Here is a 22,161-nt window from a genome sequence, read left to right as displayed (position 1 = left end):
ACATGGTGGTAATGCGCAGTGGACATCATTGACAGACGTTCCAATCCCCATGGGAAAAATATCGAGAACCGGCGCCGCGTGATCGAACGCGCCCGCGACGCCGTCCAGAAATCCGTGCGCGAGGCCATCGCGCACGGCAGCATACAGGAGACCGGACATGACAGAAGCGTCACCGTCCCGGCGGACGCCCTGCACGAACCCTCGTTCCACCGGGTCTTCAGCGGGGGCAGCCGTCACTTCATCCTGACGGGCAACAAGGAATTCTGCCGCGGCGACAAGCTGCAGCGCCCCCCGGCCGGGGGGCAGGGCGGGAATGGCGGCGGCGAAGGCAGCCCGTCGGAAAGCGGGGAGGGCGAGGACAGCTTCCGCTTTGTCCTGAGCCGGGAGGAATTCCTCGACCTTTTCCTTGATGACCTCGAACTTCCCGACCTGATCAAGCGTGAACTCTCGACAACCGAGACGACGGCCCCGATGCGCGCAGGGCTGAGCAACGAGGGCTCTCCCTCGCAACTGGACCTGTCGCGCACGATGCGCCGTTCCATCGCCCGGCGCATCGGCCTGCGCCGCCCGCGCCCCGATGACATGGTGCGGCTCGAGCAGCGCATCGCGGCGCTGGAGGAACAGCGCCCCCTGGGCGTGGGTGAACTCGAGGAGCTGCAACTGCTGCGTGAGCAGCGCGCCACCATGCAGCGCCGGCTTGCGCGTATTCCGTGGGTGGACCCGGTGGACCTGCGATACCGCCGCCATGCCGTCGTGCCGCAGCCGGTGACGCGCGCGGTGATGTTCTGCCTGATGGATGTGTCCGGCTCCATGACCGAACGGATGAAGGACCTTGCCAAGCAGTTCTTCGCGCTGCTGCATGTCTTCCTCGAACGGCGCTACCGCACGCTTGACATCGTGTTCATCCGCCATGCCGAACGGGCGGAGGAGGTGGATGAAAACACGTTCTTCCATGACCCGAGCACGGGGGGCACGCTGGTCTCCTCCGCGCTGGAACTGATGGCGGAAATCCAGAAACGCCGCTACCCGGTCCATAGCTGGAACATCTATGCCGCGCAGGTGTCCGATGGCGACAACCTGCCTTCGGACATGGCGCGCGCCTGCACGCTGCTGAGCGATGAGATCCTGCCGAACGTGCAGTATTTCGCCTATATCGAGGTCTCGGCCTCCGGCGCGGTCATCCGGGGACAGACGGACCTGTGGCGTGCCTACCACGACATTTCTACCCATGTGCCCCACCTTGCGGTCCGGCGCGTTGCCGAACGCAAGGACATCTTCCCTGTCTTTCGCGACCTCTTCTCGCAGCAGCCTGAAAGAGAACACGCATGATGGACCTTCGCCCCATATCCCCGCCCGCGGGGACACGCCCTGGCCTGCTGTATCAGGGAAACGACTGGAATTTCGAAATCCTGCGCGACTGCTACGATGCGGTGGCGGAGATCGCGGAAGGGGAGCTTGGCCTTACGACCTATCCCAACCGGCTGGAGATCATCACGTCCGAACAGATGCTCGATGTCTATACCGCCCATGGCATGCCGCTTGGCTATCGCCACTGGTCGCTGGGCAAGCGCTTCATCGCCCATGAAAATGCCTATCGCCGGGGCATGATGGGGCTGGCGTACGAGGTCGTCATCAATTCCGACCCGTGCATCAGCTACCTGATGGAGGAAAACTCCGCCACGATGCAGACGCTGGTGATCGCGCATGCCGCGTTCGGCCACAACCACTTCTTCCACAACAACCGCCTGTTTCGCGAATGGACCAACGCGTCGGAGATCCTCGACTACCTCGAATTCGCGCGTGGCTACATCCACCAGTGCGAGGAACGCCACGGCATCGCGGCAGTGGAGCGCATCCTTGACGCCGCCCACGCATTGCAGGGGCAGGGGGTACATCGCCATTCAGGCTCAAGGCGGCTAGACCTGCGCGGCGAGCAGCGCCGGGCCGAGGCACGCCGCCTGCATGAGGAGGCGACCTTCAACGACCTGTGGCGCACCGTGCCCGTGGACGAGGAGCAGCAGCCCGATACGGCACTGAACGACCCGCTGCGCCGCCGCCTTGGCCTGCCAGAGGAAAACCTGCTCTACTTCCTTGAAAAACATGCCCCGCTGCTCGCCCCGTGGGAGCGTGAGGTCATCCGCATCGTGCGCATGATCGCGCAGTATTTCTATCCCCAGCCGCAACTCAAGATGATGAACGAGGGCTGTGCAACATGGGTGCATGACTACATCATGCGCCGCCTGCATGAAAACGGCCGCATTGACGACGCATCGTATCTGGAGGCCATCCATTCCACCAGCAATGTCATCACCCAGCCCGACTTTGACGCGGGCGGTGGTCCGTCCTTCAACCCCTATGCGCTGGGCTTCGCGATGATGAGCGACATCGCGCGCATCTGCACGTCCCCGACCGACGAAGACCGCGCGTGGTTCCCCGATATCGCCGGCAACAACCGCCCCGTCGAGACGCTGAAGCACGCCTGGGCCGAATTCCGCGACGAAAGCTTCATCCTGCAGTACCTGTCCCCCACCGTGATGCGCAGGTTCCGCATGTTCCGCATCCATGACGACACGTCCGCGCCCTACCTGCTGGTGGATGCGATCCATGACGATGCGGGATATCGCGACATCCGCCGCACGGTGGCGCAGAACCATGACCCCGCCAGCATGAATGCGGAAATCGAGATCGTCAGCGCCAACATGCACACCGACCGACTGCTGACGATGGAACACCGCACGACGCGCGGGCACCAGTTCCATCCCGAAGATGCGCGCAGGACCCTGCAGCACATGGCGGACCTGTGGGGATATGGCGTGCAGTTGATCGAGCGCGACACGGAGGACGGTACGGTACTCGCCACCCATGACGCGACGGGTCGCGGGGGCGTCCGGCGCTGATTGCACCGGGTGATCTTTCTTTTTGGACCGAATCCGGGCCGAAGGAAGCGCACAACGCTTGCAAGGCCCCGATTCACGGCTTATGAGGGTGCGCCAACGGTCGGGTACCCGCGGCACTGGGGACCCTCCACTGTCTGATGAGGTTCCTGCAGCATGTCTTCCACGACAAAACCGGTTTCCATTCCCCGTATCGAGGATCGCATCCGCGAAGCCCTGGCATTTGATGACGTGCTGGTGGTGCCGGACGAATCCAACGTCCTGCCGTCGGAAACATCGACCAAAACCCGTCTGACACGCCGGATCGAACTGAACATCCCGCTTGTGTCCTCCGCCATGGACACCGTGACGGAAGACAACATGGCGATCGCCATGGCGCAGAACGGCGGCCTGGGCGTCATTCACAAGAACCTGACGATCGAGCAGCAGGCCGAGCAGGTCCGTCGCGTCAAGCGTTTTGAATCCGGCATGGTCGTCAATCCCGTCACGGTCTTTCCCGACCAGACCCTGGCGGAGGTGAACGCCATCATGTCGCGCCACGGCATCAGCGGCCTGCCGGTGGTCGAACGTGACACCAACCGCCTTGTGGGTATCCTGACCAACCGCGACGTGCGCTTCGCCACCGACCCGGGGCAGCGCGTGTATGAACTGATGACGCGTGAAAACCTGATCACCGTGCGACAGGACGTCGCGCGCGATCAGGCGCGTCAACTGCTGCACCGCCACCGCATCGAAAAGCTGCTGGTCATTGATGACGAGGACCGCTGCGTCGGCCTGATCACCGTCAAGGACATGGACAAGGCGGTGATGCACCCCAACGCCAACAAGGACGAACTTGGCCGCCTGCTGTGCGCGGCCGCCACCGGCGTGGGCGAAGACGGACTGACCCGCGCGCGCGAACTGATTGACGCCGGTGTGGACGTGATCGTGGTCGATACCGCCCATGGCCATTCGCGCGGGGTGCTGACCTCCATCGAGAAGATCAAGGCCATCCGGGAGGATATCCAGATCATCGCGGGCAATGTCGCAACGCCGGAAGCCGCGCGCGCGCTGATCAAGGCGGGTGCGGACTGCGTGAAGATCGGCATCGGGCCGGGATCGATCTGCACCACCCGCATCGTCGCCGGCGTGGGCGTGCCGCAGTTTTCCGCCGTCATGGAAACATCGGCCGCGTGCCATGAACTCGACATCCCCGCCATTGCCGACGGTGGCATCCGGACCTCCGGCGATATCGTGAAGGCCATCGGCGCGGGTGCCGACGTGGTGATGATCGGCTCCCTGCTGGCCGGGACGGAAGAAGCCCCCGGCGAGGTGTTCCTGTATCAGGGACGCACCTACAAGTCTTATCGCGGCATGGGCAGCCTTGGCGCGATGGCGCGCGGTTCGGCCGATCGCTACTTCCAGCAGGAAATCAAGGACACCCACAAGATGGTGCCCGAAGGGATCGAGGGCCGCGTCGCCTACAAGGGCGCGATGGGCGCGGTCATCCACCAGCTGGTTGGCGGCCTGCGCGCGGGCATGGGCTATACCGGTTCCGCCACCGTCACCGACCTGCAGCAGCGCGCGCGCTTCCGCCGCATCACCGGGGCGGGCCTGCGTGAAAGCCATGTCCATGACGTGTCCATCACCCGCGAAGCGCCGAATTACCGGCAGGACTGACAGTATCATTAAAAAAGCGATTACAGTTCCATGACCCCCAGTGCACGGCTGTCGGCCGCCATCGACCTTATTTCCGCGATGGAGGCCACGCCGTACCGGCCCGCCGATGCTGTCGCCAATTCGTTTTTCCGCGAACGCCGCTATATCGGCGGGGGGGACCGCCGGGCCATTTCGGGCCGGGTCTGGGATATCCTGCGCCACTGGCGGCACCTGTGCTGGTGGCTTGAACGGGCGGAGGTCCCGGTCACGCCACGCGCCCTGGTGCTGGCGCTTGTCGTGCTGGCGCGACAGGACAGGATGACGCCAGAGGAACTGTTCAGCGGGGAGCGTTATGCCCCCGCCCGCCTTGACCAGCGTGAACGCGCCCTGTGCGCCTTCCTGCGGGGCAAGTCGATGGAACATCCCGAAATGTCGCGGGCCGTACGGCTGGAGGTTCCCGACTGGCTGCTGCCACGACTGGATGCGACCTTCGGCGCGCAGACCGATGCGGAACTGGCGGCGATGGCGGGGGAGGCAACGCTGGACCTGCGCGCCAACCTGCTCAAGACCACGCGGGAGGCCGCGCGCATCGCACTGGCGGAAGAAGGGATCATCACCGAAGACACCCGGCTGTCGCCATGGGGGCTGCGGGTCGCGGGACGCCAGCCCGTCACTTCCACGGCGGCCTTTCGTGCAGGGCTTGTCGAAATACAGGATGAAGGCAGCCAACTCGTCGCCGCCGCCGTGGGGGCCGAGCCGGGGATGCGGGTGCTGGATTACTGCGCCGGGGCGGCGGGCAAGACGCTGGCGATGGCCATGACAATGAACAATCGTGGCCATATCGTCGCCTGCGATGTGTCCGAACCGCGCCTGGAGGGCGCGGTGCGACGCCTGCGACGCGCTGGCGTCCATAATGCGGAGCGTCACCTGCTGATTACGGGCGACAAATGGGCGCGCAGGCGGGCGGGCAGCTTTGACCGCGTGCTGGTGGACGCACCGTGCACGGGCACGGGCACATGGCGCCGCAACCCGGATGCGCGATTGCGCCTGCGGGAGACGGATCTGCTGGAACTGATGGAAAAGCAGGCAGACATCCTTGACCGCGCCGCGACATTGCTGCGTCCGGGCGGGCGGCTGGTCTATGCCACCTGTTCCATCCTGAATGAAGAAAACCGTGACCAGATCGCAGCCTTCGTGCAGCGCAATCCCGCGTTCCGGCTGACGACGCCGCCGGCAGGCGAGGGGGGGATGCCCGAAGGCCTGCTGGTGGAAGGGCAGATGAGCCTTTCACCATTGCGCAACGGAACGGACGGCTTTTTTACCGCCGTGATGGAACGCACCGCCTGACGGGATTTTTTCATTCCTGATAATATCACACCCGCCCCATGCGGCCGGCCTGACTTCATACGCGCCGATACGGCGTAACCCTGTCTTGTTTCCGGCTGCGCCACTGGGCTTCCCGACAGGACATAACGATACGGGACACGGATATGCAGCATAACCTGGCAATCGGACTTCTATGCGTTCTGGGCGGCGGCATTGCCGCGCAATGGGTCGCATGGAGGTTCCGCCTGCCAGCGATTGTCCTGCTGTTCGCGCTGGGGCTGATCTATGGCCCGGGCCTTGGCCTGCTGCACCCGTCCGCCACGATCGGCGGGTATTTCCATCCGGTGATCTCGCTCGCGGTCGCCTTCATCGTCTTCGAGGGGGGGCTGGCGCTCAATGTCCGGCAATGGCGCACCTCGGGCGAAGGGGTGCTGCGCCTGACGGCGGTGGCGCTGCCGATCAACTGGGTGCTGGGCACGCTTGCCGCGCATTTCGTCGGTCACCTGCACTGGGGCACGTCGTGGCTGTTTGGCGCCATCATCGTCGTGACCGGCCCAACGGTCGTCCTGCCCCTGCTGCGCCATACCAAGCTGCGGCCACGGGTCGCGGCCTTCCTGCGATGGGAAGCCATCGTCAATGATCCGATCGGGGCGATCCTTGCCACCCTGGTCATGGAATTCCTGCTGCTGCAGCCATCACCGACGGGCGATGTCTCCCTTGCGGCAATGGAGATCTGGCCGCATCTGCTGTTCAGCACCATGTTCGCCATCGGCTGCGGCATCTTTCCCGCACTGCTGGTCAAATTCCTCTCCAGCCGCGACCTCCTGCCTGAAATCCTGCGCATCCCGATCATCCTGACGTTCGCCATGAGCATGGCCGCCATCTGCAACCTGGTCATGGCCAGCACGGGCCTGATGGCGGCAACCGTCTTTGGCATGGCGCTTGCGAACCTGAATGTCGTGGGCATGTCCGAACTCCGCCGCATCAAGGAATCCCTTGGTGTCATCGTGGTGTCATGCCTGTTCGTGATCCTGACCGCCGACCTTCACCGTGACGTGCTGCAGAAACTCTCGCTGCCCATCATCGCGCTGACGCTGACGGTGCTGTTCGTGGTCCGGCCGCTTGGCATTTTCCTCTCCACCATCCGTTCCGACATGTCATGGCAGGAACGCCTGTTTGTCGGCTGGATCGCGCCGCGCGGGATCGTCGCCGCCGCCGTCGCGGGGGCGGCGGGCCTGCAACTGCGTGACGCGGGCGATCCCAGCGCCGCGCTGATCACACCCGCCGTGTTCGCCGTCATCGCCACGACCATGATCCTGCATGGCTTTTCACTGCGGCCGCTGGCGCGCTATCTGGGCCTGACGCTTTCAAATGAGCCCGCGCTGGCGATCATGGGGGCCAATGCCTGGTCCACGAACCTTGCCACCACCCTGCATCAGCAGGGCATACCGGTCGTACTGGTCGATACCTATTCCGGGGCGCTGGAGAAGGCCGATCGCCAGGGGGTACCGACCCTGAAGGCGGAACTCCTGTCGGAAGAGGGGCTCGAAAGGCTGGAGGAACGGCCGGCGGACTACCTGATCGCGGCGACGCCCGACGCAATCTATAACGGACTGGTCTGCGCGCGACTGGCACCGGATTTCGGGCGCCAGCGCGTATTCCAGGTCAGTCCGGGGATCGCGCGCCTGGACCTGTACCGCGGCGTCAGCCGGGAATCGCGGGGCAAGGTGCTGGGGGAACCGTCATGGAATTTCTCCATGATCGATTCCCTTTTTGACAGGGGATGGCGCTTTCACTGCCATGTTATAACAGACCCGTTGCAGGAAAATGACATCACCGGCGGGCAGTCATTGGTTTTCATGGTCATCCGCAAGGGAGTGGCGATATGGATCGTCTCCGCCGAGGATGAGATCGAGGCCGAAGCCGCGGAAGGCGACATGGTCATCATGCTCCAGCCTCAGCCCGCGGCAGCGCCTGCATTACCCCCGACGACGGCATAGGAGGGGAATACGGGGTCAGGGTGCCACGCCAGGGGGCAGGACCTCGATTTCCGACAGGCCCATTGCCAGCAGGCGACGCAGTTCCGCTTCCGGCACCGCGATGCAGCCCTCGGTCGGGCGACCGCCTGCGGGGGGAAGGTGCAGGAAAATCGCGGAGCCGCGTCCCCGCACGGGCGGCGAATCATTGTATCCCAGCACGACCACGATGTCGTAAACGTGATCCTCACGCCACAGGCGTTCATGCCGCCCGGCATGGGGCAGCATCACATACTGGTTATAATCGGCATCGGCCGGATCATCACACCATCCGTCATGCGGCGATATCGGCTCCACCGGCAGGTGGCAGGCAGGTGCCGCGACCCGGTCGGCACGGTAGAAAACCCGCCGCAGCGGAAGGGTTCCGACCGGAGTGCCATGATCTCCCTCGACTTTATGGGCGACGACGCCGGCCGCGCCGATGGTGGCGGGCATCCGCCCGTTCATGCAATGCAGTTGTGCGTCCAGACCGGTATTCGATTGCAAAATAGCGCGTATCATGAATTTCTCTGTGTAAGGTCGCATGTGTGTTATGTCCGGCCTGCGTATGGCTGGATATGGTTTCGCGATCATTGGGCGACAGCCTGATGCGACATGTTATCGTATCATGAAAGTCGAATAACCGATTCCGAATCTCGGAACGGACAAAGTTATAAAAGAGGGTTCGATGGCGGGTGCACGTCCCATTCTGATAGCGGACGACGATCAGACGTTACGTCAAATGCTCGTTGAACAGCTGCAGGTTGAAAGTGAATTTGAAGCAATCGAGGCAGGGTCCGTCGCTGAAGCATGGGAAAAGCTGAATGCGCCGGGGGCCCGTTTCGATGCGATCATCCTTGATGTTTCACTGCCTGACGGTGATGGGCGGGATTTCTGTGCCGACCTGCGGCGCAAGGGCAAGCGCATCCCGATCATCATCCTGACCGGCTCGGATGATGAAACGGATGTGGTGCGCGGGCTTGATGCCGGCGCCAACGACTATGTGGCAAAGCCGTTCCGTATCGCGGAGCTGCTGGCGCGGCTGCGGGCGCAGATGCGCATCTTCGAAAACAGCGAGGACGCCGTTTTCGCCATTGGTCCGTATATTTTCCGCCCTTCGGCCAAGCTGCTGCAGGAGACGGAAAAGAACCGCCGCATCCGCCTGACGGAAAAGGAAGCGGCGATCCTGAAATTCCTGTACCGCGCCGGAACGCGTCCCGTGCCGCGCCAGGTACTGCTCAACGAGGTCTGGGGCTACAACGCGGCCGTGACGACCCATACACTCGAGACGCATATCTATCGCCTGCGCCAGAAGATCGAACCCGATCCGACCAACGCCACGCTGCTCGTCACCGAAGGTGGCGGATATCGCCTTGATCCCGAAGGCGGCAAGAGCGCGGCCTGAGCCTTACGCCTGATGCCATGCGGTGAAATGTCCCGGACGTTTCACCGCACGGGGCGCAGTCATGGGCACACAACACGGCGCGCGGGATGACCGTGTCAGCCCTGGATACGCGTTTTACGCCCCTATATCGCCAGATCGACCATCACCGGCACATGATCCGATGGCTTTTCCCAATCGCGGGCAGGGCGCAGCACGGACATGTCACGCAGCGCGGGCACCAGGTCGGGCGTTACCCAGACATGATCCAGTCGCCGCCCACGGTTGGAGACACTCCAGTTCCGGTTGCGGTACGACCACCATGTATACAGCTTCTCCCCGGGCGGAACGAAATGCCGCATGGCGTCGACAAACCCGCTATCCTGCCATGCCAGCAGGCGTGACGTTTCCTCGGGCGTATGGCTGACGATCTTCAGAAGCTGCCGGTGGCTCCAGACATCATGCTCCAGCGGTGCGATGTTCAGATCACCGACCACCACCGTCCGTCGGACATCGCGTTGCGCGAACCAGGCCCGGGCTTCCTCAACGAATGCAAGCTTGTGGGCAAATTTCGGGTTTTCCACCGGGTCAGGAATATCGCCACCCGCCGGCACATAAAAATCATGCACGATGATGGCATCCGGGCCTTCGCCGTATTGCACGGCCAGATGGCGGCAATCGCCCTTGCCACACCAGTCCGGCATGTCCGTCAGCATCCGTATCGGCTGGCGACTGAGGATCGCGACGCCATTGTAGCTTTTCATCCCGCGAAAGCACACATGGTCAAACCCCAGCGCCCGCACCGCTTCCAGCGGGAACAGGTCATCGGTCACCTTGGTTTCCTGCAGGCAGACAATGTCGGGCCGGTTTTCCCCGCACAGCCGTTCCAGCAGGGGCATCCGCAGGCGAAGCGAATTGATATTCCATGTCACGATACGCATATGGGTGCATTACCCATTGCCCCGACCCTGACAAGGGCAATTCGCGATATGCGGGACGAACATGTCCCGAAAAAAACGTATGGGTCGCGACCACGCAGGCTATCCTGCACCGTACGAAAGCAGAACGGATCCCGAAGAAGCCTTGAAATCACATGCAAAAACCTCGAAATACGCGGAACGGGCCTGCTCGGGTGAATTTTATTCACCCGAGGGCTTGACATCATTGTTTTCCAGCAAGTTGCGATCCCTGTTGAATGCCCGGCGCCTAGCATCCACCCATAGTTGTTTTATATCAATAGGTTATGCGTTGTGATGTTTTTTTGGGCAATCCAAGGGCAGGGGAGGAAAACCGCCATGCGCATGATTTTTTCTGCCTCTGCTCCACAGACTTATCCACAAGATCGGTGGATGAACGATTTTCAATGACCCCGGACGAGAAGACCATCGCCACGACATCCGCCCCCGCTGCCCCTCCCTCGGACGCCCATGCACCTGCGGATCCGCCACTGACAGGCGTTGCCGCAATCCAGAAGGCGCTGCAGACCATGCCCCTGTCACCGGGGGTCTATCGCATGCTCGGCCGGAAGGGGGAGGTGCTGTACGTCGGCAAGGCGCTGGCGCTCAGGAAACGGGTCACGTCCTATACGCAGATCAACCGCCTGCCGGAGCGGCTGCGTCGGATGGTGTCGGAAACGGCATACATGGAGATCGTGACCACCCATACCGAGGCCGAAGCCCTGCTGCTGGAGGCCAATTACATCAAGCGCATGCAGCCGCGTTACAACATCCTGCTGCGTGACGACAAAAGCTATCCATGGATCATCCTGACCGACCGTCATGAATTCCCCCAGATCGCGAAACACCGGGGAAAGCCGGTCAAGGGGGCATCCTACTGGGGGCCGTTCGCCTCCGCCTGGTCGGTCAACCAGACCCTGAACCTGCTGCAAAAGGCGTTCCTGCTGCGTTCGTGCACGGATTCCGTGCTGAAATCACGCACACGGCCCTGCCTTTTGCACCAGATCCACCGGTGTTCCGCCCCGTGCGTCGACATGATCAGCCAGGAGGATTATGGCGACCTGGTCCAGCAGGCACGCGACTTCCTGTCCGGCAAGAACCCGCGCATGCACGAAGAACTGGTCCAGCAGATGGAAGAAGCCGCAGAGGCGCTGCAGTTCGAGCGCGCGGCCGCCATCCGCGACCGTATCCGCGGCCTGTCGGCCATGCAGCAGGACGCCAGCGTCATCAATCCGACCACGATGTCGGATGCCGATATCGTCGCCATCTGGCAGATCGCGGGGCAGTCGTGCATCGAGGTCTTCTTCATCCGCGGCGGCCGCAACAACGGCAACCGCGCCTTTTTCCCCAGCCATGCCCGTGACGAGGATGCAGCGGACGTGCTGGCCGCGTTCCTTGCCCAGTTTTATGACGACAAGCCCCCGCCGGGCCAGATCCTGGTCAACCACGCCATTTCCGATAATGAACTGCTGACCCGTGCGCTGGAACTCCGCCGGGGGCGGCGTGTTGAGATCATCCATCCGCAACGCGGGGAAAAACGCGCGGTGCTCGAACATGCCGAACTGAACGCGCGCGAAGCGCTGGAACGCAGGCTGGCGGAAAGAGCGGGACAGGCCCGCCTGCTGCAGGGCGTGGCTGACCTGTTTGATCTTCCCGCGCCGCCGCGCCGGATCGAAACCTATGACAACAGCCACATCATGGGAACGAATGCCTATGGCGTGATGGTGGTGGCGGGACCGGAAGGTTTTGAAAAACGGGCCTATCGCAAATTCGGCATCAAGGGGCCGGTCACGCCGGGCGACGATTTCGGCATGATGCGCGAGGTGCTGGAGCGACGTTTCAGCCGCGCCATGCGCGACCGCGAGGAGGGGACGCGACCTGACGACTGGCCCGACATCCTGCTGATCGACGGTGGCGCGGGGCAGTATTCGGCCGTGCGCGCGGTGCTTGACGAACTCGGGGTGACGGATGTGACGCTGGTCGGGATTGCCAAGGGCATCGACCGTGATGCCGGGCGCGAGTGGTTCCATACCGCAGACCGCCCCCCGTTCCAGCTGCCCCCGCGCGACCCGGTGCTGTACTATCTGCAGCGCCTGCGTGACGAAGCCCACCGCTTTGCGATCACGACCCACCGGGCGGGGCGGTCAAAAACATTGGTCAAATCCGAACTCGATGATATTCCCGGTGTCGGTCCGGCCCGCAAGCGTGCCTTGCTGAACCGCTTCGGTTCAGCGCGGGGCGTGCGTCAGGCGGGGTTGGGGGAACTGGAATCCGCACCGGGCATCAGCCGGGATACGGCACGGACAATATACGGTTTTTTCCATCCCGAGTGGACCGGGGAATGACCCTCATGTCATGCAGATGTGAGCAAATGAGCGGGCAGACCAGCGTTATAGATGTTTTTGTTTCGCGCTGTCCTTGGATATAGCTGGTGAACCATGCTTACTGACCTGCCTAACCTCCTGACCCTGTCGCGGATTGTTGCGGTGCCGGTCGTTGTGCTGCTGGTTGTCATCAACACACCGGGCACGGACTGCGCCGCGTGCGTCATTTTCATCCTGGCCGGGATTACCGACTACCTCGATGGCAAACTGGCGCGCGCATGGCACCAGAATTCCGACCTTGGCCGCATGCTCGACCCCATCGCCGACAAACTGCTGGTGGGGGCGTGCCTGATGGTGCTTGCCGGACTGGCACGGCTTCCTTACTGGACGCTCTATCCCGCGATCATCATCCTCTCGCGTGAGATCCTGGTCAGCGGTCTGCGTGAATATCTGGCGACCACCAAGGTGGGACTGCCGGTCACGCGGCTTGCCAAATGGAAAACCGGGGTACAGATGACAGCCATCGGTTTCCTGCTGGCGGGGGACAGCACGGCCGGACTGCTGCACATCACCTGGCTTCCGGTCGACCTGCTGGGGGCGATCATGCTGTGGATCGCGGCAGCCCTGACCCTGGTTACGGGATGGGATTACCTGTCCACCGGCATCCAGCACGTTACCCGCAACAACCAGTCGGTGGGCAACATCGTTCCCTGACCGGGCCGCCACGTCATCGCCACCACATATACCACTTGTGGTTGTGTGAATATCCGGGCAAATTCTCCTTATGGTTGTATGCGCCATGAACCAAGGAGAGTGCGATGCGTCCCAAGGCCCCGTTCCTGCTGCTGTTATGCCTGACGGGGTGTGGAGGATTTGGCGATATCCTTGCCGACAGCACGGAACTGCCCGGCAGCCTGCCGAACATGCCGAAGATGGAATCCGAAAATGTGCGCCGTTCCATGGGCCATGCGGTGGCAGAGCCGCCGATCCTGTCGCAGGGGCATGACATATGGGCCAACCAGATCCAGTCCATGCCGACACTGGCGGACATCAGTTCGGGCCGCGTGCATGCGGACTCCGGGCATTTCGTGCGACGCTCCGCCAATGGCACGCAGCAACTGCTCGATGGGGCATCGCTGAGCATCGGTGACGACGACGACCCGGCGACCGACATGCCTGCCGTGCAGGAAGGACGCCGCGACGCGGTGCACGCTGCCATGAACCATGCCGAGGCCGCGAATGCCGCCATCATCGTCCCCCATGCGGATGGCAGCAAAACCGTGATCCAGGCCGATGGCGCGGTGGTCGAGCAACCCCATCCCTGATATAGCGCTACGCACAGCAGAACCTGAGGCAGGAAAAGGGTGGGCGGATGCCGGACATTCTCTACTTCGCATGGCTACGGGATCGCCTTGGCCATGATCGCGAAGCCATGGTCCTGCCCTCCGGCGTGACGCGGGTCAGCGACCTCGTGTCCGTGCTGCAGGCGCGTGGGGGCGCCTATGGCGAAATCTTCGGGCAGCCGGAACTGGTGCGCGTTGCGGTCAACCAGTCCTTCGCGACGCTGGATGCCAGCATCGGACCGGATGACGAGATCGCCTTCTTCCCACCAGTTACGGGGGGATAGGACCGCCATGCCACGCATCCATGTCCAGGTGCAGACCGAACCATTCGATCCCACGCATGAAAGCACGCTCCTGCTGGCGGGACATCCCGATGTGGGGGCCATGGCGTCGTTCGTCGGACTGGTCCGTGGGGACGGGGGGCTATGCTCCATGGAACTGGAACATTATCCCGGCATGACCGAATCGATGATGACGCGAATCGCCGAATCGGCAGTCTCCCGATTCGGACTTCTGGGCTGCACGATCATCCACCGTGTCGGGCGACTGACGGTCGGGGCGCCGATCGTGCTGGTCCTGTGCACGGCGGCCCATCGGGGCACTGCCTTCGCAGCGGTCGAGTTCGTCATGGACTGGCTCAAGAGCCGCGCGCCATTCTGGAAAAAAGAGGAATTCAGCGACGGTCGCATCCAGTGGGTGCAGCCACGCGAACAGGATGCACACAGCCTGCAGAGGTGGGAGGACGGGCAGGGGGACAGTCCCGGAATCGCGTCGCCATCGTCCCCGGCCCCGCCTTCAAAAGCGGAGTGAAAAATAACTTTTTTCCCTTGACGCCGGTTTTCCCGAGATTCGAGAGCAGTCGCCACGGTCATATATGTAGTGCATCAATGCGCGGATTGGTCCATATATAGCGCCACAGCAGCAATGACCGGGCACACAGGAACAGGATCACCCGATCCTGCGACATGTCACGGCCGGCTTATGGAGTTCAAGTGGATGAGTCTGGATGGCATCTCCGGTTCTGGGGTCGAGGGTTACGGTAATGAACAGGATGCCATCCACGGAAAGGATGCGGCCACCATGCCCGAGATGTTTGATGACGTCGTCCAGTTGCCGGGCGGCTTCCCCGTCCGCGTTGATCGCAGCCGTGACGAACTGCTGACGGCGTTTGGCAAGGCGACGCTGGACAACCGCTACCTTCTGCCGGGCGAGGGGTACCAGGACCTGTTCGGCCGTGTCGCGTCCTATTACGGCGCGGACGAGGGACATGCGCAGCGCCTGTATGACTACATCTCGCGCCACTGGTTCATGCCCGCGACGCCGGTGCTGTCGAACGGGGGCACGACACGCGGGTTGCCGATTTCGTGCTTCCTCAACGAAGCCAATGACAGCCTGCGCGGCATTGTCGACCTGTGGAATGAAAATGTGTGGCTGGCCTCAAAGGGCGGCGGCATCGGTTCCTACTGGGGCAACCTGCGCTCGATCGGCGAAAATGTCGGACGCAATGGAAAGACCTCGGGCGTCATCCCCTTCATCCGGGTGATGGACAGCCTGACGCTGGCCATCAGCCAGGGTTCGCTGCGTCGTGGCTCTGCTGCGGTCTACCTGCCGGTCTGGCATCCTGAGATCGAGGAATTCATCGAACTGCGCCGCCCCACCGGCGGGGACCCCAATCGCAAGGCGCTCAACCTCCATCACGGGGTCCTGGTGTCCGACGCGTTCATGCGCGCCGTGGCGGCGGACGAGGAATGGGCGCTGCTGTCGCCCAAGGATGGCAGCCACATCCGCAAGGTTTCCGCCCGCGCGCTGTGGATCCGCATCCTGACCGCCCGCATGGAGCAGGGCGAGCCTTACATCATCTATTCCGACCATGTGAACAACGCGCGCCCGCAGCATCACAAACTGGCGGGACTGGAGGTCAAGACCTCCAACCTGTGCGCGGAAATCACGCTGCCGACCGGCATGGACCATCATGGCAGGGAACGCACGGCCGTCTGCTGCCTGTCGTCGCTGAACCTCGAGACGTGGGATGAATGGAAAGACGACCCGCAGTTCATCGAGGACGTGATGCTGTTCCTCGACCGGGTGCTGCAGGACTTCATCGACCGCGCGCCCGATGACATGGAACGCGCGAAATACGCCGCCGCGCGCGAACGTTCGGTCGGGCTGGGGGTGATGGGGTTCCACAGCTTCCTGCAGGCAAAGAACATCCCGTTTGAAAGCGTGATCGCCAAGGTCTGGAACAAGCGGATTTTCGAACATATCCGCAAGCAGGCCGACGCGGCCTCCCGGAAGCTGGCGCACCTGCTTGGCGCCTGTCCCGACGCTGCGGAATATGGCGTGATGGAGCGGTTTTCGAACAAGATGGCGATTGCGCCAACGGCGTCGATCTCGATCATAGCCGGCAATGCCAGCCCGGGGATCGAACCGATCGCGGCGAACGTGTTCCTGCAGAAGACACTCTCGGGCTCCTTCACCGTGCGCAACCGGCATCTGGACCGCCTGCTGACGCAGAAAGGACGGAACACTGACGAGGTCTGGTCCTCCATCACCCTGAACAAGGGGAGCGTGCAGCATCTGGATTTCCTGAGCCAGCAGGAAAAGGACGTGTTCAAGACCGCGTTTGAACTGGACCAGCGCTGGGTTGTCGAACATGCAGCCGACCGTGCCCCCTTCATCTGCCAGGCGCAGTCGATCAACCTGTTCCTGCCAGCCAACGTGCACAAGCGCGACCTGCACCAGATCCACTACATGGCGTGGAAACGCGGTGTGAAATCGCTGTACTACTGCCGTTCGCTGTCGGTGCAGCGGGCTGACGCCGTCAGTGACGGCAAGGGGAAAAGCGACATCATGCAGAAGGAAAATGATGCTGCCCTGCCGCCGCTGCCACCTTCTGCATCCTCCACAGATTACGAGGAATGCCTTGCCTGCCAGTAAGGGCGCATTTGGAAAGAATGCGGTGATAAAAAATCAGAAGCTTCCGGGGCCACCTTTTTCAAAAAGGTGGTGTTCTTCGAAGCGTTTTGAAAAAGGCTTCACCAAGAACTTTTGATGATCTGCTCAACAGTTCCGGTGCCGTTTTTCCAGTTGCGCGCGGTTGCGCTTGCCGATATGCCCTGACCCTATTTGGCTTCAGATAGGGTGAGCATCATGAGCGACACACAATCCGGCCCGGACACCCGGACCGAGCAGCACTTTGACCTGCTGACCGCGAACCCGGTCTACAAGCCCTTCCGCTACCCCTGGGCCTATGATGCGTGGCTGACGCAGCAGCAGGTCCACTGGCTGCCCGAGGAAGTGCCCCTTGCCGATGACGTCAAGGACTGGCACCGCAGCCTGACGGAAAGCGAACGGCACCTCGTCACGCAGATCTTCCGCTTCTTCACGCAGTCGGACGTGGAAGTGAACAACTGCTACATGAAGCATTACAGCCAGGTCTTCAAACCGACCGAAGTGCTGATGATGCTGTCGGCATTTTCCAATATCGAGACGATCCACATTGCCGCCTACAGCCATCTGCTTGATACGATCGGCATGCCAGAGGCCGAATATTCCGCATTTCTGAAATACAAGGAAATGAAGGACAAGTATGACTACATGCAGAAATTCTCGGTCTCGAACAAATACGAGATCGCCCGCACGCTGGCCGCGTTCGGCGCGTTTACCGAGGGGCTGCAACTGTTCGCCTCGTTCGCGATCCTGCTGAACTTCCCACGCTTCAACAAGCTCAAGGGCATGGGGCAGATCGTGTCATGGTCGGTGCGCGATGAAACGCTGCACTGTGTTTCCATGGCGCGACTGTTCCGGGTGTTCATTCAGGAAAACCCGGAAATCTGGACGGAAAAGCTTCAGGACGACATCCGCCAGATCTGCCGCGACATCGTCGAGCATGAAGACGCCTTCATCGACCTGTCGTTTGAAATGGGACCGGTGGAAGGGCTCGATGCCGCGCAGGTGAAGCAGTATATCCGCTTCGTCGCCAACCGGCGACTGGGGCAGCTTGGCCTTGACGGGCTGTATGACGTCGCGACCAATCCGCTGCCGTGGGTGGATGAAATGGTCAATGCGGTGGAGCATGCGAATTTCTTTGAAAACCGCTCCACCGAATACAGTCGTGCCGCCACACAGGGCACATGGGATGAAGCCTTCGACTGAAACGCTCCGCCTGTTGGAAACTCAAACATTTCTGGAGGCCGCGTTGCCGGATGGTGGGGTTCCGGCTCAGTCGAGCAGGGCCTGACCATCACGCAGCACGGCGCGGGCTTCGGGCGTGAAGGTGCCATCCGCGTGATGCAGCACGATCCCCGGCAGAAGCCGCGCCGGAGTACGTGACCCCATACGGCCGCGTATCAGCACGATCTTCGCCGCGACGCCCTGCCGGGGCCAGCAGGGGAATACCGTGACATCCCCCATCCGGTTTTCCACCATGCAGCCAATCGTATGGTCAAGCAGGGTCGCCGGCACCGCGAGCGTCAGGGTACCGTGATGGCGCAACTGCGTCGCCAGGCTTCCGACCCATTGTGCCAGACCCGCCCGTGGCAGGCGACGCGCCCGGTCACGGCGGGGCATGGGGGAGGGAGTACTGGCATGGTCGTGCCATGGGGGGTTGGCAAAGGCATGGTCGATGCGCCGTGTGCCCGGACCACTGAGCAGCGGGTCATCGGGCAGGACCGGCAGGATCGCCTGCAGGATGCGAATCGCATCGAATCCGTTCTCATCCATGTTTGCCCGCCCCAGCAGGACGGTAGGGGAATCGCATTCCAGCCCGATCCCGCGAACGCCGCGCACCCGTGTCGCAAGACACAGCAGTCCTGCACCCGCGCCACATCCCCCTTCCAGCACATACTGTCCGGCACGCGCGGGAACACAGGCCGCCATCAGGACAGGTTCCAGTCCTGTACGGTATCCATCGCAAAACTGGCGGTAACGGACCCGCCCATCAAGGAGCGTTCCCACCGTCACGGGGGGCAGCGTATCCATGCGCGAGATCGCCGTCATACGTGCGCATTAAGCATTCGGTTTCGTCCTCCGGCTTGACCGCCTTTCCGGCGCCGCTCATATACTCTGATAGATTGAACCTTCGGAACCGGGAGAATAACCTTTTGGGCCTTGCAGTTAGTCTGCCGGAATCCGATAAAACGGCAAGTCAGAAAGACAAAGGGGCTCGACGCCCGATGGCAGACGGATCTGAGGTTGCCCTGCGCGACCTGGCTGAATATCTCGCCGATGACATGGCGGCATGCAATCGCGCGATCGTTGAACGCATGGACAGTCCGGTCGCGCTGATCCCCCAGTTGGCGGCACATCTTGTCGCGGCAGGTGGGAAAAGGCTGCGCCCGTTGCTGACGCTCGCGTCGGCGCGGCTGTGCGGGTACAAACCCGATGCCACCCACCAGCGTCACGTGGCCCTTGCGGCGTGTGTGGAGTTCATCCACACCGCAACCCTGCTGCATGACGACGTGGTGGACGAAAGCACCCTGCGGCGCGGCCTGGCCAGCGCCAACGCCATCTTCGGCAACAAGGCATCGGTGCTGGTGGGGGACTTCCTGTTCGCCCGCTCGTTCCAGCTGATGACGGATGATGGCTCGCTGAAGGTCATGGGCATCCTCTCCTCCGCCTCCGCGACCATCGCGGAAGGGGAGGTGCTGCAGATGTCCACGCAGAACGACCTTTCGACCAGCATCGAAAAATACCTCGAAGTGATCCACGGCAAGACGGCAGCCCTGTTCGCCGCGGCCTGCCGGGTTGGCGCCGTCGTGGCCGACCAGCCGCTCAAGGCGGAAGAGGCGCTGGATTCCTACGGCACAAACCTGGGCATGGCGTTCCAGCTTGTCGATGACGCGCTGGATTACGCAGCGGATCAGGCCACCTTGGGCAAGACCATCGGCGACGACTTCCGCGAAGGAAAGATCACCCTGCCGGTGCTGACGGCCTATACGGCCGGCTCCGAGGAAGACCGCGCCTTCTGGCGCCGCGTCATTGAGGAGAGCGAGCAGAAGCCCGGCGACCTTGAGCATGCGCTCGAACTGATTGCCCGCACCAATGCGATCGGCATTACGCTGGACCATGCCACGCGCTATGCCGAGGCGGCGTCTCAGGCGCTGGACATGTTCCCGCCCTCGCGCCTGAAGCAACTGCTGCAGGATACGGCGTCCTACACCGTCAGTCGCCTGCGATAACCGGACCTGCCATCATGCCTGCTCCGTAAAGGGGCAGGCCGTATCATATCCCATGTGGCGCAATCCCGGCAGCAACGCCTCGATATCTCCCGGCAGGGCCGTAAAGAATGCCTGTCCCGTCTCCTCCCGGTCGGGGGCGACATTATCGAGGCTCCGGGCGAGACGTGCGGCCTGTCGTGACACGGCGTGCGCCGGGTCGATCCAGCGCACGCCGGGACGGCCAAGCCGCTGGAAGTGATCCAGCAGGAATGTGTAATGGGTGCAGCCCAGCCCCACCACATCAATGCCATCCCCGCCCGGTTGGGAAAACAGCCCCGCCATTTCAGCCCTGAGAACCTGATCCGGGATCAGGTGCCCGCGAAAGGCCTGCTCCGACAGGTCCGCCAGATTGCGCGTACCATAGGTGACAAGGGTACAGTCAGGCGCAAACCGACTCTGCAGGTCATGCAGATAGGAACGCGTCAGCGTCGCGCGCGTGGCCAGCAGGCCGATTGTCCCGCTTTGCGTCAGGTCGGCCGCCCATTTTATGGGGGGCACACACCCCACGAAGGGCACATCATAACGTGCACGTAATTCACCCAAGGCCAGCGTGCTGGCTGTATTGCAGGCAATGACAACCAGATCCGGCTGCAGACGTGCGATGGCCTGTCCAACAAGCATGACAATACGTGCGACCAGAAAATCGTCCGCCTGTTCCCCATAGGGAAAAACAGCCGTATCGGCGAGGTAGTCGATACAGGCCCCGGGAATGTCCTTCCTGAGGCAGCGCACGATTCCCAGACCCCCGATACCTGAATCAAATGCAAGTATCCGCACGTCCCGTCACGCCATCCGTCACCTTATGGTCACGCTCCCTTGGCGGCGGCAAGCTTGCGGGCCAGGGCTTCTTCCGCGCTGGCGACGCCACCATGCTTGGCCGACCACGCACAGGGATTTTCAAGGAAGCGGCGGACCTCGTTCGCATCCTTTTCAGAGAAGTACGGCTTGCCAGAGCAGGCTTCAAGGATGTCCCACCACGTGCACAGGGCATGCAGCGTGATGTCCATGTCCGCCAGGGTCTGGTACGCGCCGGGGAAGACGCCGTAGAAGAACACGACGAACGTATGGTTCACGATCGCGCCCGCATCACGCAGGGCCTGCGCGAACTGCACTTTCGAGGAGCCGTCCGTCGTCAGGTCCTCCACCAGCAGGGTGCGCATGTTCTCCGGCACATCGCCCTCGATCTGGGCATTGCGGCCAAAGCCCTTGGGCTTCTTGCGGACATAGGCCATCGGCGCCATCATCCGGTCGGCAATCCACGCGGCAAAGGGAATCCCCGCCGTCTCCCCACCGACCACGGCGTCGATGCTTTCATAACCGACATGGCGGCCGATCTTCTCCACACCCAGCTCCATGATCTTCTGGCGTGCGCGGGGGAAGAAAATGATCCGGCGGCAGTCGATGTAAACCGGCGACTTCCAGCCAGACGTCAGGGTATAGGGCTCGTCAGGGCGGAAATTGACAGCCTTGATTTCCAGCAGGAGACGCGCGGTCGTCAGCGCGGCGTCCCGATCCCATGCGGTTGAACCGGTTGAAAGACCAGCGCCATTTCCTGTTGCGTCGTGCATCTAACCTGACTCCAGATGAGGGATGTGAAATGTTGAAAAGACGCTTACCGGGAAAAGCGCGGAAAATCCATAATTAGCGCAGGCAGACGCAACATTGTGCCGCACCTGCGCGATTTCCTTGAAAAAACATGAATTTGAGAAATGGTCACAAGTGTTTTCTTGATTTCAGGGCAACTTATCGACTAGACTGCACCTAGTTAATAATAATTCTCATTTTCGGGTGGTGTCTTATCGTGGGTTCTGAAACAAGCCATATCGTTCGCAACTGCGAACGGGCCGTCGTTACCGCGTACCAGGAACTGCGTCAGGTGGGGACAACCGATGTGTCCGCCTTTCATGCCTGCACAACGCTGTATCGCATTCATCATCCCGAGGCATCGCTGAACGAGGCACGGCGGCTGGTCTCCGAATGGATCGACCACCACGTCATCCATCACAAGCCCGGTCCGACCGCCGGATGCGACTGCGCCTGAACACCACATCATCAGGCGTGACACA

20 protein-coding genes are annotated in these 22,161 nt (G+C 62.2%); 15 read left to right on the top strand and 5 right to left on the bottom strand.

Features of this window, described 5'->3' with window-relative positions; genetic code table 11:
• Window positions 1–18 precede the first annotated feature (18 nt).
• From KMAL_RS00300 to KMAL_RS00280, 5 genes are all read left to right on the top strand, one after another.
• A complete protein-coding gene (locus KMAL_RS00300) occupies window positions 19–1,329 on the top strand; it encodes a YeaH/YhbH family protein (RefSeq protein WP_110093772.1) in 1,311 nt (436 codons plus the stop codon).
• Window positions 1,326–2,897, top strand: a complete 1,572-nt coding sequence (locus KMAL_RS00295; protein WP_110093771.1) for a SpoVR family protein — start codon at window positions 1,326–1,328, stop codon at window positions 2,895–2,897. Before KMAL_RS00300 ends, KMAL_RS00295 begins: the two co-directional genes overlap by 4 nt.
• Window positions 2,898–3,050: 153 nt before the next feature.
• Window positions 3,051–4,553, top strand: a complete 1,503-nt coding sequence (gene guaB / locus KMAL_RS00290; protein WP_110093770.1) for an IMP dehydrogenase — start codon at window positions 3,051–3,053, stop codon at window positions 4,551–4,553.
• Window positions 4,554–4,583: 30 nt separating this feature from the next.
• Window positions 4,584–5,879 (top strand): RsmB/NOP family class I SAM-dependent RNA methyltransferase, encoded by a 1,296-nt coding sequence (locus KMAL_RS00285; protein ID WP_110093769.1) that lies wholly within the window; start codon window positions 4,584–4,586, stop codon window positions 5,877–5,879.
• A gap of 143 nt (window positions 5,880–6,022) precedes the next feature.
• Complete coding sequence (locus tag KMAL_RS00280; RefSeq protein ID WP_110093768.1) at window positions 6,023–7,858, top strand: cation:proton antiporter; 1,836 nt, start codon at window positions 6,023–6,025, stop codon at window positions 7,856–7,858.
• Window positions 7,859–7,873: 15 nt separating this feature from the next.
• Here KMAL_RS00280 and KMAL_RS00275 read toward each other — a convergent pair whose 3' ends face one another.
• Complete coding sequence (locus KMAL_RS00275; protein ID WP_408887870.1) at window positions 7,874–8,329, bottom strand: L,D-transpeptidase family protein; 456 nt, start codon at window positions 8,327–8,329, stop codon at window positions 7,874–7,876.
• A gap of 232 nt (window positions 8,330–8,561) precedes the next feature.
• On the opposite strand from KMAL_RS00275, the gene KMAL_RS00270 reads away from it, so the two are divergent.
• Complete coding sequence (locus KMAL_RS00270; protein WP_003620373.1) at window positions 8,562–9,278, top strand: response regulator transcription factor; 717 nt, start codon at window positions 8,562–8,564, stop codon at window positions 9,276–9,278.
• A 122-nt stretch (window positions 9,279–9,400) separates the two neighbouring features.
• Here the strand turns inward: KMAL_RS00270 and KMAL_RS00265 are convergent, their stop codons facing one another.
• Window positions 9,401–10,195, bottom strand: a complete 795-nt coding sequence (locus tag KMAL_RS00265; RefSeq protein ID WP_110093766.1) for an exodeoxyribonuclease III — start codon at window positions 10,193–10,195, stop codon at window positions 9,401–9,403.
• Between the two features lie 422 nt (window positions 10,196–10,617).
• Between KMAL_RS00265 and uvrC the strand changes: the two genes are divergently transcribed.
• The 7 genes from uvrC (at window position 10,618) to KMAL_RS00230 (ending at window position 18,032) form a co-directional block, all read left to right on the top strand.
• Window positions 10,618–12,555, top strand: a complete 1,938-nt coding sequence (uvrC, locus tag KMAL_RS00260) for an excinuclease ABC subunit UvrC (RefSeq protein ID WP_275399300.1) — start codon at window positions 10,618–10,620, stop codon at window positions 12,553–12,555.
• A 93-nt stretch (window positions 12,556–12,648) separates the two neighbouring features.
• The gene (gene pgsA, locus KMAL_RS00255) at window positions 12,649–13,248 is read left to right on the top strand and encodes a CDP-diacylglycerol--glycerol-3-phosphate 3-phosphatidyltransferase (protein ID WP_110093765.1); all 600 of its coding nucleotides are present in this window, start codon (window positions 12,649–12,651) and stop codon (window positions 13,246–13,248) included.
• Between the two features lie 104 nt (window positions 13,249–13,352).
• Window positions 13,353–13,859, top strand: a complete 507-nt coding sequence (locus tag KMAL_RS00250) for a hypothetical protein (RefSeq protein ID WP_110093764.1) — start codon at window positions 13,353–13,355, stop codon at window positions 13,857–13,859.
• A 47-nt stretch (window positions 13,860–13,906) separates the two neighbouring features.
• Window positions 13,907–14,161 (top strand): molybdopterin converting factor subunit 1, encoded by a 255-nt coding sequence (gene moaD, locus KMAL_RS00245; RefSeq protein WP_110093763.1) that lies wholly within the window; start codon window positions 13,907–13,909, stop codon window positions 14,159–14,161.
• Between the two features lie 7 nt (window positions 14,162–14,168).
• Complete coding sequence (locus KMAL_RS00240) at window positions 14,169–14,687, top strand: molybdenum cofactor biosynthesis protein MoaE (RefSeq protein ID WP_110093762.1); 519 nt, start codon at window positions 14,169–14,171, stop codon at window positions 14,685–14,687.
• Between the two features lie 270 nt (window positions 14,688–14,957).
• The gene (locus KMAL_RS00235) at window positions 14,958–16,814 is read left to right on the top strand and encodes a ribonucleoside-diphosphate reductase subunit alpha (protein WP_239019862.1); all 1,857 of its coding nucleotides are present in this window, start codon (window positions 14,958–14,960) and stop codon (window positions 16,812–16,814) included.
• Window positions 16,815–17,027: 213 nt separating this feature from the next.
• Entirely contained in the window at window positions 17,028–18,032 is a 1,005-nt protein-coding gene (locus KMAL_RS00230; protein WP_110093761.1) for a ribonucleotide-diphosphate reductase subunit beta, read from the top strand.
• A gap of 66 nt (window positions 18,033–18,098) precedes the next feature.
• On the opposite strand, the gene KMAL_RS00225 is transcribed toward KMAL_RS00230, so the two are convergent.
• Window positions 18,099–18,857: a methyltransferase gene (locus tag KMAL_RS00225; protein WP_239019861.1), complete on the bottom strand. Its 759-nt coding sequence runs from the start codon at window positions 18,855–18,857 to the stop codon at window positions 18,099–18,101.
• Between the two features lie 194 nt (window positions 18,858–19,051).
• Here KMAL_RS00225 and KMAL_RS00220 point away from each other — a divergent pair, with 194 nt between their 5' ends.
• Window positions 19,052–20,056, top strand: coding sequence for a polyprenyl synthetase family protein (locus KMAL_RS00220; RefSeq protein WP_110093759.1), 1,005 nt, complete (start codon window positions 19,052–19,054; stop codon window positions 20,054–20,056).
• A gap of 12 nt (window positions 20,057–20,068) precedes the next feature.
• Here the strand turns inward: KMAL_RS00220 and murI are convergent, their stop codons facing one another.
• Both murI and KMAL_RS00210 read right to left on the bottom strand, forming a co-directional pair.
• Window positions 20,069–20,872: a glutamate racemase gene (gene murI, locus KMAL_RS00215; protein WP_110093758.1), complete on the bottom strand. Its 804-nt coding sequence runs from the start codon at window positions 20,870–20,872 to the stop codon at window positions 20,069–20,071.
• A 29-nt stretch (window positions 20,873–20,901) separates the two neighbouring features.
• The gene (locus KMAL_RS00210; protein ID WP_110093757.1) at window positions 20,902–21,663 is read right to left on the bottom strand and encodes an orotate phosphoribosyltransferase; all 762 of its coding nucleotides are present in this window, start codon (window positions 21,661–21,663) and stop codon (window positions 20,902–20,904) included.
• A gap of 233 nt (window positions 21,664–21,896) precedes the next feature.
• On the opposite strand from KMAL_RS00210, the gene KMAL_RS00205 reads away from it, so the two are divergent.
• Entirely contained in the window at window positions 21,897–22,136 is a 240-nt protein-coding gene (locus tag KMAL_RS00205) for a hypothetical protein (protein WP_110093756.1), read from the top strand.
• The last annotated feature ends 25 nt before the right edge of the window (window positions 22,137–22,161 follow it).

It is taken from the genome of Novacetimonas maltaceti, from assembly GCF_002906255.1.
Taxonomy (GTDB): domain Bacteria; phylum Pseudomonadota; class Alphaproteobacteria; order Acetobacterales; family Acetobacteraceae; genus Novacetimonas; species Novacetimonas maltaceti.
Note: the sequence above shows the minus strand (reverse complement) of the source record. Positions and strands in the feature narration are given on the sequence as shown.

Coding starts and splice junctions, on each gene's coding strand:
- KMAL_RS00240 (WP_110093762.1), top strand. CDS start 14,169: ATGCCACGCATCCATGTCCAGGTGCAGACCGAACCATTCGATCCCACG.
- KMAL_RS00235 (WP_239019862.1), top strand. CDS start 14,958: ATGCCCGAGATGTTTGATGACGTCGTCCAGTTGCCGGGCGGCTTCCCC.
- guaB (WP_110093770.1), top strand. CDS start 3,051: ATGTCTTCCACGACAAAACCGGTTTCCATTCCCCGTATCGAGGATCGC.
- pgsA (WP_110093765.1), top strand. CDS start 12,649: ATGCTTACTGACCTGCCTAACCTCCTGACCCTGTCGCGGATTGTTGCG.
- KMAL_RS00210 (WP_110093757.1), bottom strand. CDS start 21,663: ATGCACGACGCAACAGGAAATGGCGCTGGTCTTTCAACCGGTTCAACC.
- moaD (WP_110093763.1), top strand. CDS start 13,907: ATGCCGGACATTCTCTACTTCGCATGGCTACGGGATCGCCTTGGCCAT.
- KMAL_RS00230 (WP_110093761.1), top strand. CDS start 17,028: ATGAGCGACACACAATCCGGCCCGGACACCCGGACCGAGCAGCACTTT.
- KMAL_RS00225 (WP_239019861.1), bottom strand. CDS start 18,857: ATGGATACGCTGCCCCCCGTGACGGTGGGAACGCTCCTTGATGGGCGG.
- KMAL_RS00270 (WP_003620373.1), top strand. CDS start 8,562: ATGGCGGGTGCACGTCCCATTCTGATAGCGGACGACGATCAGACGTTA.
- uvrC (WP_275399300.1), top strand. CDS start 10,618: ATGACCCCGGACGAGAAGACCATCGCCACGACATCCGCCCCCGCTGCC.
- KMAL_RS00265 (WP_110093766.1), bottom strand. CDS start 10,195: ATGCGTATCGTGACATGGAATATCAATTCGCTTCGCCTGCGGATGCCC.
- KMAL_RS00250 (WP_110093764.1), top strand. CDS start 13,353: ATGCGTCCCAAGGCCCCGTTCCTGCTGCTGTTATGCCTGACGGGGTGT.
- KMAL_RS00220 (WP_110093759.1), top strand. CDS start 19,052: ATGGCAGACGGATCTGAGGTTGCCCTGCGCGACCTGGCTGAATATCTC.
- KMAL_RS00275 (WP_408887870.1), bottom strand. CDS start 8,329: ATGCCCGCCACCATCGGCGCGGCCGGCGTCGTCGCCCATAAAGTCGAG.
- KMAL_RS00295 (WP_110093771.1), top strand. CDS start 1,326: ATGATGGACCTTCGCCCCATATCCCCGCCCGCGGGGACACGCCCTGGC.
- KMAL_RS00280 (WP_110093768.1), top strand. CDS start 6,023: ATGCAGCATAACCTGGCAATCGGACTTCTATGCGTTCTGGGCGGCGGC.
- KMAL_RS00285 (WP_110093769.1), top strand. CDS start 4,584: ATGACCCCCAGTGCACGGCTGTCGGCCGCCATCGACCTTATTTCCGCG.